General features: G+C 29.8%; 14 protein-coding genes. 5 read left to right on the top strand and 9 right to left on the bottom strand.

Translation table 11 applies throughout. From position 1 onward, the window contains the following. Position 1 precedes the first annotated feature (1 nt). A complete protein-coding gene (locus ACTS9J_RS15425) occupies positions 2-805 on the top strand; it encodes a class I SAM-dependent methyltransferase (RefSeq protein WP_125349542.1) in 804 nt (267 codons plus the stop codon). Here ACTS9J_RS15425 and ACTS9J_RS15420 read toward each other — a convergent pair. Beyond that, complete coding sequence (locus ACTS9J_RS15420; RefSeq protein WP_448353433.1) at positions 802-1,677, bottom strand: polysaccharide deacetylase family protein; 876 nt, start codon at positions 1,675-1,677, stop codon at positions 802-804. The two genes, ACTS9J_RS15425 and ACTS9J_RS15420, sit on opposite strands and share 4 nt — an antisense overlap. A gap of 28 nt (positions 1,678-1,705) precedes the next feature. Here ACTS9J_RS15420 and ACTS9J_RS15415 point away from each other — a divergent pair, with 28 nt between their 5' ends. Then, complete coding sequence (locus ACTS9J_RS15415) at positions 1,706-2,479, top strand: class I SAM-dependent methyltransferase (protein WP_125349540.1); 774 nt, start codon at positions 1,706-1,708, stop codon at positions 2,477-2,479. Here ACTS9J_RS15415 and ACTS9J_RS15410 read toward each other — a convergent pair. The 6 genes from ACTS9J_RS15410 to ACTS9J_RS15385 form a co-directional block, all read right to left on the bottom strand. Beyond that, positions 2,453-3,340: a hypothetical protein gene (locus tag ACTS9J_RS15410; RefSeq protein ID WP_219033877.1), complete on the bottom strand. Its 888-nt coding sequence runs from the start codon at positions 3,338-3,340 to the stop codon at positions 2,453-2,455. The two genes, ACTS9J_RS15415 and ACTS9J_RS15410, sit on opposite strands and share 27 nt — an antisense overlap. Then, positions 3,337-4,566: a polysaccharide deacetylase family protein gene (locus ACTS9J_RS15405; RefSeq protein ID WP_125349538.1), complete on the bottom strand. Its 1,230-nt coding sequence runs from the start codon at positions 4,564-4,566 to the stop codon at positions 3,337-3,339. Before ACTS9J_RS15405 ends, ACTS9J_RS15410 begins: the two co-directional genes overlap by 4 nt. 27 nt (positions 4,567-4,593) lie before the next feature. Then, on the bottom strand, positions 4,594-5,292 hold the full coding sequence (radC, locus tag ACTS9J_RS15400) for a RadC family protein (RefSeq protein ID WP_125349537.1): 699 nt from the start codon (positions 5,290-5,292) through the stop codon (positions 4,594-4,596). Positions 5,293-5,383: 91 nt separating this feature from the next. Continuing rightward, on the bottom strand, positions 5,384-7,066 hold the full coding sequence (locus tag ACTS9J_RS15395) for a glutamine--tRNA ligase/YqeY domain fusion protein (RefSeq protein ID WP_125349536.1): 1,683 nt from the start codon (positions 7,064-7,066) through the stop codon (positions 5,384-5,386). Positions 7,067-7,195: 129 nt separating this feature from the next. Further along, positions 7,196-7,720, bottom strand: coding sequence for a ribosome maturation factor RimM (gene rimM, locus ACTS9J_RS15390; RefSeq protein WP_416410271.1), 525 nt, complete (start codon positions 7,718-7,720; stop codon positions 7,196-7,198). Positions 7,721-7,744: 24 nt separating this feature from the next. Next, entirely contained in the window at positions 7,745-8,272 is a 528-nt protein-coding gene (locus tag ACTS9J_RS15385; RefSeq protein WP_180905332.1) for a 30S ribosomal protein S16, read from the bottom strand. 325 nt (positions 8,273-8,597) lie between these two features. Here ACTS9J_RS15385 and ACTS9J_RS15380 point away from each other — a divergent pair, with 325 nt between their 5' ends. The 3 genes from ACTS9J_RS15380 (at position 8,598) to ACTS9J_RS15370 (ending at position 12,968) form a co-directional block, all read left to right on the top strand. After that, positions 8,598-10,676, top strand: a complete 2,079-nt coding sequence (locus ACTS9J_RS15380; protein ID WP_286495331.1) for a S8/S53 family peptidase — start codon at positions 8,598-8,600, stop codon at positions 10,674-10,676. Positions 10,677-10,760: 84 nt separating this feature from the next. Beyond that, a complete protein-coding gene (locus ACTS9J_RS15375) occupies positions 10,761-11,360 on the top strand; it encodes an HD domain-containing protein (protein WP_219033870.1) in 600 nt (199 codons plus the stop codon). Between the two features lie 33 nt (positions 11,361-11,393). Continuing rightward, on the top strand, positions 11,394-12,968 hold the full coding sequence (locus ACTS9J_RS15370) for a S41 family peptidase (RefSeq protein ID WP_221854295.1): 1,575 nt from the start codon (positions 11,394-11,396) through the stop codon (positions 12,966-12,968). 125 nt (positions 12,969-13,093) lie between these two features. Here ACTS9J_RS15370 and ACTS9J_RS15365 read toward each other — a convergent pair whose 3' ends face one another. Together ACTS9J_RS15365 and ACTS9J_RS15360 are read right to left on the bottom strand one after the other, a co-directional pair. Beyond that, on the bottom strand, positions 13,094-13,603 hold the full coding sequence (locus tag ACTS9J_RS15365; protein WP_448353476.1) for a class I SAM-dependent methyltransferase: 510 nt from the start codon (positions 13,601-13,603) through the stop codon (positions 13,094-13,096). Between the two features lie 362 nt (positions 13,604-13,965). Further along, on the bottom strand, positions 13,966-14,910 hold the full coding sequence (locus tag ACTS9J_RS15360; protein ID WP_416410274.1) for an FAD:protein FMN transferase: 945 nt from the start codon (positions 14,908-14,910) through the stop codon (positions 13,966-13,968). Positions 14,911-15,094 lie beyond the last annotated feature (184 nt).

Genomic DNA, 15,094 nt, shown 5'->3' with positions numbered 1-15,094 from the left:
AATGTCATTATCAAAAAAAATATCAAAATTTATAAATGGATTTTTTCAAATTTGTAAGAATCCTTGGTTATTAAATATTATCATTGACCAAAATGAAAATTGGGAAAAGAAAACGCCAAATCATTATAAGAAAGGACTAAATCAAGTTTCTTTAGATCAATTATTTCCAAATTTTGACGGAAAATTAGATACAGTTGCTTTTTTAGATGGCGGTTCTTTGATTACAGATTTATTACTGCTGAAAAATGCGTGTAAAGAATTTGAACAATGTAAATATTTCGAAATTGGAACTTGGAGAGGAGAAAGTATTGTTAATTTGATTGATGTTGCTGATGATTTGAATACGTTAGATTTAGATACAAAGGATTATAAAACGTATAACTTTTCACAAGATTATGAAAATGCACATGGTTTTTTTATAAAAGATAAATCTAAAATAAAACAACATTTAGGAGACTCGACTAAATTTGATTTTTCAGGATTGAATAAAAAATTTGATGTAATTTTTATCGATGGAAATCATCGTTTTGATTTTGTAGTTTCGGATACAAAAAATGTTTTTGAACATCTGATTCATGAAAACTCTATCGTTATTTGGCATGATTATGCATTCTCGCCAGAAAAGATACGTTTTGAAATATTGAATGCAATTATAAAAGGAGTTCCTAAACAATTTCATAAAAATCTATATCATGTAGAAAATACAATGTGTGCTATTTATACACCAAAGAATTATGAAGGAAATATTCTTAAACTTTACGATAATCCAAAGAGAATTTTTTCTATAGATTTAAAAATTAATTAATGAGAAACAACATGCTTCTGTAGTAGTTTCTGAATATAAAATTTATAACGATTCTTTTTTATAAAAATTGCTGGGTTAGAAATACAATTATCCATCGGAAGTCGCTGAATATTTGTTGAAATCTCATTGTTTTTTATTCCTGCCGTACCAAATGTAAAATCGGATTTTATAGTATTAAAAAAGTTTATAGAAACTCCATCATCTGTAAAAGGAAAAGAAAAAACTCGATAATCCAAATTAAACTTTTGTTGGATAAAATCTAAACTTTCATTTGTCTCTATAAGTTGTTGTTCAAAAGAAATATCGCGATAATAAGGATGATTCATTGAATGTGCGCCAATTGTAAAGCCTTGATGAATTAATGCTTTAATTTCATTTTCATTCAAATAAATTTCAACATCATTTAGTTTTATTTCTTGTTTTAAAATTAATGAATTAATTTTTTTAAGATCATGAATAGAATAATTTAAAAGTTCTTTTTTAAGGTTATTGTCTGTAATGTTTTCTAAAATGAAAGCAACTTTATACCGATAAAAAACTTCTTGATTGTCAATAAAATTTGGATTGATAAAAAAAGTTGCATCTAAATTTCGTTCTTTTAATATTGGAGCAATTATAGAGTAACATTGTTTCAAACCATCATCAAAACTAAGATGAAAGTAATTTTCTTGAGGAATAGAACCATTTTTTTCGTATAAATCAATTAATTCAATCATAGAAATATTGACATAATTTTTCTGAAAAAAATCTAATTCACGTTGAAATTGATCAATAGATTTTAATGGATATAATTGATCGATATGAATTAATCTTTTATCTGAAACTGTATGGTAAAAAGGAAATATATTTTTTTTGAATAAATTTAATATCATAAAATAGCAGTCTTAACGTTTGTAAGTAATGAATGCAATTAAAACATTTTATAAAAAAATATTTTCCGAAAAGATAAGAATTAATAATAGAAAAAATTTAAAGAAATTGAATGGATTATTTCTGAAAGGAAATAATTTTTATTGTAATTGTTGCGAACAATCTTTTTCTAAGTTTTTGGATAAATCAAACGGTATAGATAACCGAGAAAATGCTGAATGTCCAAATTGTGGTTCATTAGAAAGGACAAGAGTTTTGTTAGAGTTTATAAAAAATGAAACAGATTTATTGGTTAAACCGAATAAATTATTGCATATTGCTCCAGAAGACGCATTGAAAAATATTTTTAAACAGACCGATAATTTACGTTATATCAATGCTGATATTAACATTAATCTTGCTGATGAAGAAATGGATATTACTTCAATAAATTATCCTGATAACACATTTGATTATATAATTTGTTGTCATGTTTTAGGGCATATTCCAAACGAAAAAAAGGCAATTGATGAATTGTTTCGCGTTCTAAAAAAAGGAGGAAAAGCTTTGATTCAAACTCCTATTCATCCAATAAATAATACGTTTGAAAATGCTGAATTTAAGACAGAAGAAGAACGATTAAAAAATTATGGCGAAAAAGATTTATTGAGATTGCATGGACAGGACTTTCAAGAAAGATTAAAACGTGAAAATATAATTGTCGAAAAAATAGATTATCGAAATAAAATTGATCATAATTTAGCAAAGAAACTTTCTGTTGGAAATGGCTATCGTGAATTAATTTTTCTTTGTCAAAAAGTCTAAATTAGAATAGTTTGTATAATGATTTTTTATAGCACCAAAACCTTGCATAAATTTAGCTATAGAAGGAATCATAGAACCTTCGAAATCAAGTGTTAATTCTGAATTAGAAAAGTTTTTGATAATGTAATCTATTATGTAAGCTGATCCAAAATTACTTTTTGAATTCTTATTTCTTGCAAAAGCAAAATTATAAACTCGATTTTTAGAAATCATGATTAGTTGACAACCAATTAAATTTTCTTCTTGATCAAAAATTTCATAAATATTAATAATTTTTTGATTAAATAAACTTTGAATTTTTTCTTGCGAATAGTTTATTAAATTATTTGCGATCAAATATTCATAAGATGAATTTATTTTGAAAAATCGATTTAATTGAGTAACTTTTTCAATGTTATAATTGGATTTTTCTACTTTACGAATTTCATTTTTTCTATTTCTACTGTAATTTGAAAATAAAATTTCATAATCTTGATTCAAATCTAAAATATAATTAACCTTTTTCTGTCCCTTCGGTTCAAACATCTCTGTATTTTCCTCATTAAAAGCATAAGCTCTCACTAAATTTCGATGTAGTTTTTTCTCAAAAAGTTGAAAAGTTTCTTTTGAGAAATTTTCTTGATGAAAAACTCCTAATTGTTGACAATAAATTGGTTGTGTAATAAATTTTATACCAATTTTTTTTGTATATGGCAAAGGCATTATGGCTTCATAATCGTTCAAAACATAACAATCCCAATTGTTTTCAACTAAAGCATCCAAATAAAAAACTTCGGCATAAATGCGGTAATTCACCGATTTGTTGAGACATTCGGTATATTTATTAACATCTAATTTTTTTCGAGAAACTCTTTTTATCATTTAAAAATACTTTCGTAAACTTTTCGCCATTCAGTCCAATCTTCGTTCAAGTTTGATTGGTGGAATAATGTTATAAACGTTCCGTTTGTGGCTTTAATTGTTTGTTTCAATCGTTTTATTTCCTCTAAAGCTTGTTGCGGTGTTAATTTTAAATAATTTTTCAATGTAACATCCATTGCGACAAAAGGATATATTTTTAACAATGTTTGTTGATTTCTTGATAAGTCAAACCATTTGAATGGAGTAGATGTTCCAGCTCTAAAGCCTAATTGATGTGGGAATCCCATGGTGTAATCTTCCAAAATTTCATTTATTAACAATTGTTGATAAGTGTAAGGGAAATTCAATTTAATGAAATGTTGACGTGATTTTTTTATCGGTTGATTGCTAATTTTTTCTAATCGATTAATTTCAATTGTTAATTTATTTTCATCAAAATTAGATTGATAAGAAGGGTGAATTCCAATTTTTGCCCAAGTTGAAATGTTATTTATTAAATTTTTTTGAGCATTATTTTTCCAATGATGATTTTTATCGAAAGTAGAATAATCGCCCAATAACCAAAAGAAAACTGTTTCGATTTGATGTTTTTCAGCTAAAACTTTCAAATAATCAAATGTATCGTAAGGATCTTTTTTTTGCTGATTTAAAATTTTGATTTGATTCTGAAATTCTTTGAAATCACCTTTTAAAATTTTCTTTGAAAGTGAACCAAATTTTATTTTAGGAGAATGATGAAGATATTTCCATGCATAATCTACGTCATGAGTATTAATCTGTTTGAAAACTCTCTGTTTAAAATAAATTTCAGGAAATTTAGACTTTATCTTTTTTTGAATTTCAATACAAATTTCATCTACAATTGGTTTCGAATAATCTAAATCCGAACCTAAAAAACGATTGTGTTTATCAAATTTTTCTGGTTTTGCAATGTATTCTTCATAACGAGAAAGCCAATAAAAACATTTCCCAAATTCGTTTAAAATTGAATAATCAACATTTTCTTGAATGGTAGTTTCCAATAAAATATCATCAACTTTATAATTGATTTCATTTTCTAAAAATTGATTTGAAAAGTTGATTTTTGGTAAAATTGATTGTGAAAACTCATCAAAATCTGTAGTCGTTTTGTAGTCAATTCCAGAAAAATTATGAAAAATAAAATCGAAAATATATTCAATTCGATTCGTTATTTTTTCTGTAAATATGATGATTTTTTGACTCAAAATAGTTTTCAATAAAGCTTAAAGATATCAAATTAGACCATCATCCGCAAATGAATAAAAATCTTTTTGAGAAACAATAATGTGATCTAAAACTTGAATATCTAAAAGAGTGGCACCTTCTTTTATTTTTCGAGTAATGTGTATATCAGACTGACTTGGAGTAAGATTTCCAGAAGGATGATTGTGAGAAAGTATCATTCCAGTTGCCATTAACTCTAAGGCACGTTTAAAAATTACTCGAATATCGACAGCGGTTTGATTAATTCCACCTCGTGAAATTTGCTCAGTTTTAATGATTCGATTTCCTTGATTGAGAAACATTACCCAAAATTCTTCGTTTGGTAAATCACCAATTTGTTGTTGTAAAATTATGGCTGCGTCTTTGCTTGAAGTAATTTTGTCGCGTTCTAAAATCTCTTGCGAATTTCGTCTTCTTCCAATTTCCATTGCTGTGATTATCGAAATTGCTTTTGCTTCTCCAACTCCTTTGAATTTGCATAAATCTACAATTGAATATTTTGCTAATTCATTCCAATTATTGTTTGCAGAATTTAAGATTCGTTTTGCTAACTCTACAGCGGATTCATCACGATTTCCACTTCCCATGATAATCGCTAACAATTCGGTATCAGAAAGTGACGAACGCCCTTTTAAAGCTAATTTTTCGCGAGGACGATCATCTTCATTCCAGTTTTTTATCGAATTTTTATTCTCTAAGTAATCCATTTATATAAGGGATTGATTTTGTATTTTACAATATAATAAAAAAAGCTCGAACAAATTAGTTCGAGCTTGATATTTAATGAAATAGTTTTTTTTATTTATTGACTTTTGCCCAAGTATCTTTAAGGGTAACTGTTCTATTGAAAATTAACTTTTCTGTAGAAGAATCACGATCTAAAGCAAAATATCCAATACGTTGAAACTGGAATTTATCCTCCACTTTGGCTTCTTTCAAAGCAGGCTCAGCAAAACCTTCTTTTACAGTTAAAGAATTTGGATTGACAAATTGTAAAAAGTCAACATCTTTCTCTGCATCTGGAGATTCAACTGTAAATAAACGATCATATTCTCGAACTTCGATCGGAATATTCTCTGTTGCAGAAACCCAATGCAACGTACCTTTTACTTTACGTTTAGAAGCTTCAGTTCCACTTCCAGACTTCGTTTCAGGATCGTAAGTTGCATAGATTGTTGTGATATTTCCTTCAGCATCTTTTTCTACTCTTTCAGCTTTAATGAAATATGCACCTTTCAAACGAACTTCGTTTCCTAATGATAAACGGAAGAATTTTTTAGGCGCTTCTTCCATAAAATCTTCACGTTCGATGTAGATTTCTCTTGTGAAAGGAACGATACGAGTTCCAGCTGTTTCATCTTCCGGATTATTCTCAATTTCTAATTCCTCCACTTGTCCTTCTGGATAATTTTCGATTACCACTTTCACTGGATCAATAACAGCAAAAACACGAGGAGCAATTTTATTTAAATGATCACGAACAGAGAATTCTAATAACGAAATATCCAATACATTATCACGTTTTGCAACACCGGCTGTATTCCAAAAATTCTTAATCGATTCTGGCGTATAACCGCGACGACGCAAACCTGAAATAGTAGGCATACGTGGATCGTCCCAACCTGTTACAACTTCTTCTTGAACCAATTTCATCAACTTACGTTTACTTGTAATCATGTACGAAACATTACCACGAGCAAATTCGCGTTGTTTTGGTTTTTGAGGTTGATTTGGTAGTTCCACATTGTTCGCGTACCATTCGTATAAATCGCGATGATTTTTGAATTCTAATGAACATAATGAGTGTGAAATTCCTTCGATATAATCAGATTCTCCATGCGTCCAATCGTACATTGGGTACATTTTCCAAGTGTCTCCAGTACGGTGATGAGGACGTTTCAAAATACGATACATAACAGGGTCGCGCATGTTCATATTAGGAGAAGTCATGTCTATTTTTGCACGTAAAACATGTGTTCCTTCTTCAAATTCTCCCGCTTTCATTCGTTCGAAAAGATCTAAATTTTCTTCAACAGAACGATTTCTATAAGGAGATTCAATTCCTGGTTCAAAAGGTGTTTTACGTTGTTCATTAATCACTTCTGAAGACTGGTCGTCGATGTACGCTTTTCCTTCTTTAATTAATTGAACAGCCCAATCGTAAAGCTGCTGGAAATAATCAGAAGCATAGCGTTCTTCAGCCCACTCGAAACCTAACCATTTCACATCTTCGCGGATAGAATCTACGAATTCTTGCTCTTCTTTGTCAGGATTAGTGTCATCAAAACGTAAGTTTACAGGCGCATTGTAACGCTGTCCTAAACCGAAGTTTAAGCAGATTGCTTTTGCATGCCCGATATGCAAATAACCATTTGGTTCTGGTGGGAAACGAAAACGTAAATTTTCTTTCGGCATCCCGTTGGCTAAATCATCTTCGATGATTTGCTCAATAAAATTCAATGATTTTTTTTCTTCTTCCATTTTTTAATTACGATTGAGTTTGCAAAGGTACGAAATTGACAATAAATATAATGTCGAAAATTCCGGATTTTACAATTAGAAAAATTCAATCAAAAAATAGAAGTAAATAAATGATTTATAATGGATAAGTTACCCCAAATAAATTTCCAATAATCCGTTTGGAATTTGGATAAGCATTGCTTTTTCGTTACGATTAACTTCTAAGATCCACTCATCAATCATCGGGATTAAGATTTCTTTTCTGTTTGCATCTACTTCAAAATAAGCTTGTGCAGCAGAATCGTTAACAGATTTTATCGTTCCAACTTCTGTATTTGTTTGATCATAAATCGTGAAACCAACAATTTCGTGGTAATAAAAATCTGTTCCAGAAAGTTCTGGTAATGATTTTAGAGGTAAATAAAGTTCGCGATTGATTAATTTGTCGACATCTTCGTCTTCAACATCTTCAAATTTTACTAATAATTTTGTGCCTTGATAAGGCTGAGAAGTTTCGAAAAAAAATGGAACCAGTGTACCATCTTGCTCGATGAACACTGCTTCCAAAGTATCGTATAATTCTGGTTCGTCTGTATCCAAGTGAATGATTAAATTACCTTTGAAACCATGTCTCTTTGTAACTTTACCTAAATAGTAGCAATCATTTTTTGTCATTTGGAACGTCTCTGAACTTAAAAATTATTCTTCTGTAGCAACTTCTTCAGTTGTACCTTCTGCTTCTTCAGCAGGAGTTTCTTCAACTTGTGCAGCAGCTTCAGCTTCCTGAGCAGCTTTTACACGAGCTTCATTAACAGCTTTTTCAGCTTCTAATGCAGCAGCTTTAGCAGCAGCAGCACCTGAAGTTAAACCGTCTTTTTTAGCTTGAACTTTTTCACCTTTAGCTTCTAACCAAGCGTCGAAACGTTTGTCAGCTTCTTCTTGAGAAAACGCACCTTTAGCAACACCACCTAATAAGTGTTTTTTCATAAAAGCACCTTTGTAAGATAATAAAGCTTTAGCAGTATTAGTTGGCTCAGCACCAGTTTGTAACCATTTTACAGCAGAATCAACATTTAATTCTACAGTTGCAGGGTTAGTAATTGGGTTGTAAGTACCTAATTTTTCGATGAAACGACCATCACGTTTTGCTCTTGAGTCAGCAACTACGATGTGAAAGAATGGTTTTCCTTTACGACCATGTCTTTGTAATCTAATTCTTGTAGCCATAGTATAACTAATTATTTTGGGAACTCGTCCCGTTTTACAAATTTGAGGTGCAAATATACAAAAAAATAATAATATGAATTAGAATTAGTATTCAGATATTAATTCTAATTTTATATAAATCAATTTCATGAAATATTTAACATTAATGATACTTACATTATTATTGTCATGTAAGACCAATTCTACTGAGCTTAATAAGAAAAATGATATAGACTCGGTGATTATTAATGATGACCATATTAAAATTAATGATACACTAATTATAAGAGATTCAACAATAACTCCTTCAATAATTAGTGAATAAAATTACATAAATAAACATAGTATGAAGAAAACATTTATTTTATTATTTACATTATTTGGATTGTCAGCTTCTTTTGCGCAGGATAATAATGCGATTTTTTATAAAAAACTGGAAGAGCAGCAATTAAAGAATGAACAGAAGTTTAATAGTCTACAGAATAAGAATGCTAAATCTGTAATTGTAGATCAATCAAAAGGAATTTCTAATCTCGCAGGTTTTATAGAAGATTCACCTTTTTTTTACCAAACTGATGATATTAGAGCAAATACAGGAGCGGGTATTACTGAGTTACAAAATGAAGGTATTAATGGTTTTGTTTTGAATGGGAAAGATGTTAGTGTACTAGTAATGGACGGAGGGGCAGCGCTAGGAACACATATTGAGTTTAGAGATCTTGATTATGGAAATTCAAGCAGATTATTTGATACCGAAAATGGAGCAACTGCAATATCTGATCATGCAACTTCTGTATCAGGTTTTATTGCAGCCGAAGGTAGAGCTTCATTTAATGGATACCCACAATATGCAGCTAAAGGAGTATTAACAAAAGCTAAAATAAAAAATAGCAGTTTTAATACAACAACAAATGGAAACAATATACAGAAGCTTTTAAATGCAAAAGAAAATTTATCTAATCATTCTTATGGTGTAAATTTAGGATGGGATAATTATTATTCTAAGACAGATAAATTAGGTCCTGGATGGTATTTTAATATGACAAATTATCAAGATTTAGTTAAGGACGCCAGTGCTACTTTGAGTGGATCTTATTATAGTTCTGATGCTGATTTTGACAAGACGGTTTATAATAATCCAAATTATATTGTTGTTAAATCAGCAGGTAATTATTATGGTTCGGGACCAGATGCCTCTGATACTAATCCAAAATTCCAATACAAAGATGGGATTTGGACACCTTTTACTGCATCGGAAGTAATACCTTCAAAAAATTGTATTAATGATGCATATTGTATTGGTTGGGGGTCATTGGCTAAAAATATCATTGTTGTAGGAGCGGTTAAATTACCGAATACTACTGATTATAAATTTACGACATTAACAAAAGATAATAGAGCAACATTTTCAAGTGTTGGACCTCGTAAAGATGGAGCAATTAAACCAGATATTTCTACTTATGGAGATTCTTTGATTGCTCCTTCATATGACTCATCAAATCCTACACAAAATAATGTATTTATTATAGGAAGTGGTACATCTTTTTCTGCACCAATTGTGACGGGGGCAATGGGAATGTTGACTCAGTTACAAAGATTAGTAAATAATAATTCTACATTTACTTTTTTTGGAGATGAAGCTAAAACACTACTTTTACATACTGCTGATGAGGCTGGAGATAATGATGGACCAGATATTTATTTTGGTTGGGGATTATTAAATACTAAAAAAGCAGCAGAGGTTTTATTAGATGATACAAAATTGTTTGAAAGAAAATCAAAAGTTTCAGGTACAGATATAGTGTATGAAATAACTTCCGATGGAACACCTTTGAAAGCAAGTATTTCCTGGATAGACCCAGAAGCAGCTTATTTTAAAAATATAAATGATTTATTTTATAATCAGTCTTCAAGATTGATTAATGATTTTGATTTAAGAGTAGTAGAAAGTTCTACAAATGTTACTTATTTTCCATGGAAATTAGATTTAAATAATGTTACTGGTCCTGCAATCAAAGGAGATAATACAGTAGATAATTATGAACAAGTTCTTATAAAGACTCCAACAAAAGGAGCAAAATATAAAGTTATTATTTCAAATAAAGGAAATTTAATAGATAACGCAGGAGTTAAAAAGAATCAGGATGTTACTGTATTGATAACAGGTAGAACAACTGGAGCTCTTAATACAGATGAGTTAGCTGTTGATAAATCGATTTCTGTTTATCCAACATTAGCAAAAGATATTGTAAATGTACAGACAACTGAAAAAATAACAGTTGTAGATATTTTTGATATGACCGGAAAAAAAGTTTCGTCTTCGGATAAGAAACAAATTAATATTTCAAATTTACCGACAGGTGTTTATATTATTAATATCAAAACAGATAAACAATCGGTTTCTAAGAAAATTGTAAAACAATAGAACAGTATTTTTTCTATTAATTTAAAACTTCAATAACATTGTTATTGAAGTTTTTTATTTTAGCGTGAAATAGATTATTAAAAAATGAACAAACAAGAAATACTTATTCAGACACAAGCTTATATCAAAAAAACTTTTTTAGATGAAGGAACAGGACACGATTATTTTCACATAGAACGTGTGGTGACAAATGCGAAGAAGATTTTAGAAACTGAAAATGCAGATTCTTTTTTGGTTGAATTAGCAGCTTGGACACATGATATCGGTGATTATAAATTGCATAATGGAGTTGATAAATCGGAGGAATTAATTAGAAAATTTTTAGAATCAATTCATGTAGAGGAAGAATCAATTCAGAAAGTATTGGAAATAGTCTCGCAAGTTTCATTTAGTAAAGGAAATAAACCAACAACTATCGAGGCTGAAATTGTGCAAGATGCTGATCGTTTAGATGCAATTGGAGCGGTTGGTATTGCGCGTTGTTTTGCATATGGCGGAAGTGTAGGTAGTATTTTATATAATCCGTACGATAATTCGAAAGACGCTTCTAGCGTGCAACATTTTTATGATAAATTATTTAAATTAAAAGAGTTGATGAATACCAAAACAGCAAAAGAAATTGCTTTAAAACGTCATCAGTATATGGAAAATTTTATCGAAGAATTTTATCAAGAAGTGAAATAATATTGTAACTTATTATTCATTTAATTATCCTTAATGCAACTAAAATTTACTCTAATTTATTTGTCACTTTTATTGATATGCAGTTGTGCTTCTGTCGAGAAATATAATGCAGATATTGATAAAGAGATTCCTGCGAATAAATTGAAAAAAGATGTAGATTTTGTTTATAAAAAACTAAAAAGATATCATCCAAAATTAGATTTATATACTTCTCAAGAACAAATTGATTATAAATTTGATAGTCTTAAAAAGTCAATTGATAAACCATTGAAACCAAATGATTTTTATGTCAAGTTTTTTCCGATTTTCGAAAGTTTAGAACATGGTCATACAGATATTTATCCGATATATAAACGATTAGAAAAGAGCAAGGAAAAAAAATACAAAGAATCTAAATCTGCTTTTAGTGATTATAGTTTTTTTTGGCAAAATGATTCAGTTTTTTTAGTGACAGATTACAGTAAAATCAATCCGATTAATCAAGGTTCAGTTTTGCTTTATATAGATAGTGTTTCTACAAAGTATTTATACGATAAATATAAAAAAAGTATTTATGGAGATGGTGAAAATCAAACTTTTTCGGATAATGTCTTTAACCGAACTTTTCTCAATTATTTTACTTTAGAAAATGGAATTAAAGATTCGGTTGAATTAACTTTTAAAATGGGGAATTCAATCATCCGAAAAAAAACATTTCGTACCTATCCAAAACCTAAAAATGATAAGATTTCAGAACTACCAAAAATTACAAAAGAGCAGAAAGAAGTTGAGCGAAAAGTTAGGATAAAACAAAAGAAATACGGCTATTCTAAAAGTTCCAAAACCTATTCCAAAGATTTGACTTTTCCTACGAACGACAGTACGATTGCGGTGTTAAAAGTAACTGATTTCAGGAAAGGAAAAATACGCGAACTATATAAAGAGGTTTTTACGGATATCAAGAATCATAAAGTTCAAAATTTAGTTCTTGATCTTCGCAACAATGGTGGTGGTTACCTAAAAGATTCGCACTATTTATACGCTTATTTGGTCGATGATTCCAAGGCATTTTTAGGTGAAAAAATCGTCGCGAACAAAACCTCTTTTGGCAAGTCGTTGTACAATCTTTTTCCCGTTTATTCCTATCCGTTGCTTTGGTTGGGATCGGGTTATACTTATTTTTCGACGTCAAAAAATGCTAAAAATGAATACGAATTGCACATGCCTTTTTCGCATGTCAAAATAGATAAAGAGCTCGTGTATCACCACAATTTGTATGTCATTATAAATGGTGGTTCTTACTCTGCTTCGGCGTTGATTTCGGCTAATCTTCAACTAAAAAATCGAGCATTTTTTGTAGGTGAAGAAACGGGAGGAGATTTTAATGGAACGGTTGCTGGGTTGATGCCAAAATTTACGTTGCCCAATTCCAAACTCAAAATTTCGGTTGGTACAGTTTATCTTTCTCCTATTGAAAAGCGAGATGAACAGGCGCATGGTGTTTATCCAAACCAAGTTATTCAACCTAATTTGCAAGATAAAATTAAGCGTACGGATGCTGAACTGAAATGGATTTTAAATGATATTAAAAAAGGAAATATCGAATACAATAAAGCTTTAAAAATATAAAATCATCTCCTGAATTAAGGAGATGATTTTTATATTTTTAGCGTTTGAGCGGGCTATTCGTTACAATCTTTTTTGTAGACACCGCGTCTACAAAAAAGGATTTCCACTACTATCCCTAACGCATTTTATTTTTTGTTGAAACTACAAAAAATAAAGTTCTGAATCGTATCAAATGGCGTTTTATGATCAATTGTAAAACATTCTATTTTCTCAAAATTAGCTTCAAAAGTTGAGGTTAACGACGTTTCATCATTTTGTTTTATTTCCAAACCACTACATTTTAATGGTCCATTTGTCGAAAAAGTTCCAATAACCATTTTTCCTTTTACAGCTTTCGAGACCAAATTTTGGTACTTTTTGATGTCATTTTCTTCTATTAAAAAATGAAAAACTGCTTTATCGTGCCAAATATCGTATTGTTCTGTAGGTTCAAATTCGGTGATATCAGCAACAATCCAAGTTACTTTTTCTGCATTATTTCCTAAACGCTTTTTTGCTCTTTCCAACGCATTTGCAGAAATATCCAAAACAGAAATATTTTCATATCCTTCTTCCAATAAAAAATCGACCAACTTACTATCTCCACCACCAATATCAATAATTTTAGCTGTTTTATCAGCTCCAAAAGAATGAATAAAATTTAAAGAAGTTTCTGGTTTTTCTTGTGTTCAACTCACTTCTTCTGGAGTTTTTACTTCATATATATGTTCCCAATGAGATTTTTTATTGTCGTTCATAGCTTTTGTATTTTGTTTAGGTGCAATTTCGACTTTTTATTTAAAATGAAGCATAACAAAAATTACAGAACTGAGTCTATTTTTTCTATAAAAAACACCTTTTACTAAATATAATGGTTATTATACACCTAAATAATTTAGGCTAAATTATTGATATTTTGAGAGTGTTGTTTTGTATAAATGTTTTTGTAGTTAGGAATGCTTAGTAAGGCGCATTTTTACGTTGAAACTGCATATCCAAATACCATTTTTAAGTGTTATTACCCAAGTTTTCGTTTAATTTTTTTGTAGTTTTTTGAACGAATAATCTTCCCTTTATCTGTAATAAAAAGAGCAGCGTAATCTTTTTGTTGATTGATTAAATTCAATCCTTTTTCTTTTCCTAAAACCATGATAGAAGTGCTAAAACCATTACACATTTCAGCATCCGGACCAATAACTGTAACCCCTGTTAATCCTGTTGAAGGAATTCCAGTTTTGGGATTAATAATGTGTGAATAGCGAACTTCATCAATCAAAATAAATTTTTCGTAATCACCAGAAGTCGTAACAGCAGCATTTTTCATTGAGAGAATATCCAACATTTTATGTCGATTAAATGGATTTGTAATTCCAATTTTCCAAGGTTCTCCATTTGATTGATTTCCCCAAGTTGTCATATCTCCAGAAGCATCAATTATACCCGCTTGTATTCCTAAGTCTTGCATGAAAGTTCGTGCTTTTTGTGCTGCATAACCTTTTCCTGTTGAACCAAAACCGATTTTCATTCCAATTTTTTTTAAGAATATTGTTGAATTTTCTTCATCTAAAATAATGTTTTGATAACCGATTTTTTCGATGGCTTTTGAAATTTCTTCCTGCGTTGGAATCTTTTCCATTGAACCATCAAATTTCCATATTTTGTCCATTGCCGCAAAGCTAATGTCAAAAGCACCATCGGTTAGTTGCGAAAAATAAATCGCACGCTTTGTTAAGTCAAAAACTTCTCGATCTACTTTTATCGCTTTTATTCCCGCATTTTGATTGACAAGAGAAACTTGCGAAGTTGGTTTCCAATCAGAAATCAAATTCTCAATTCTAATCATTTCATCAATTGCTTTATTGATGTTTTTTTCAACGGAAATAGAATCGGAATCAACCAATGTAATTTTGAATTTACTTCCCATTAAAATTGTATCTCTAACTCCAACCGTTTGAGCATTCATCGGAGTTAGAACATACAATAGTATAAAAGTGAATATATTTTTTAGAATGAATTGCATGATGTTTTATTCATTTGTTATTGTGAGTAAATTTTCGTCTAAGTTCTCGATACAATTTTCTTATTCTGTTGAAACGAAAATCATTCGAACTGACGAAAAATTTAGTTTAATCCGTCATTTCGAGTGT

It is taken from the genome of Empedobacter sp. ULE_I140, assembly GCF_053482575.1.
This window is presented reverse-complemented; position numbering and strand designations above follow the sequence as displayed.

Bases quoted from the DNA above. Each gene is read 5' to 3' on its own strand.
- ACTS9J_RS15410 (WP_219033877.1), bottom strand. From the start codon at position 3,340: ATGATAAAAAGAGTTTCTCGAAAAAAATTAGATGTTAATAAATATACC.
- ACTS9J_RS15380 (WP_286495331.1), top strand. From the start codon at position 8,598: ATGAAGAAAACATTTATTTTATTATTTACATTATTTGGATTGTCAGCT.
- ACTS9J_RS15375 (WP_219033870.1), top strand. From the start codon at position 10,761: ATGAACAAACAAGAAATACTTATTCAGACACAAGCTTATATCAAAAAA.
- ACTS9J_RS15360 (WP_416410274.1), bottom strand. From the start codon at position 14,910: ATGAATGCTCAAACGGTTGGAGTTAGAGATACAATTTTAATGGGAAGT.
- ACTS9J_RS15385 (WP_180905332.1), bottom strand. From the start codon at position 8,272: ATGGCTACAAGAATTAGATTACAAAGACATGGTCGTAAAGGAAAACCA.
- radC (WP_125349537.1), bottom strand. From the start codon at position 5,292: ATGGATTACTTAGAGAATAAAAATTCGATAAAAAACTGGAATGAAGAT.
- rimM (WP_416410271.1), bottom strand. From the start codon at position 7,720: ATGACAAAAAATGATTGCTACTATTTAGGTAAAGTTACAAAGAGACAT.
- ACTS9J_RS15395 (WP_125349536.1), bottom strand. From the start codon at position 7,066: ATGGAAGAAGAAAAAAAATCATTGAATTTTATTGAGCAAATCATCGAA.
- ACTS9J_RS15420 (WP_448353433.1), bottom strand. From the start codon at position 1,677: ATGATATTAAATTTATTCAAAAAAAATATATTTCCTTTTTACCATACA.
- ACTS9J_RS15370 (WP_221854295.1), top strand. From the start codon at position 11,394: ATGCAACTAAAATTTACTCTAATTTATTTGTCACTTTTATTGATATGC.
- ACTS9J_RS15425 (WP_125349542.1), top strand. From the start codon at position 2: ATGTCATTATCAAAAAAAATATCAAAATTTATAAATGGATTTTTTCAA.
- ACTS9J_RS15415 (WP_125349540.1), top strand. From the start codon at position 1,706: ATGAATGCAATTAAAACATTTTATAAAAAAATATTTTCCGAAAAGATA.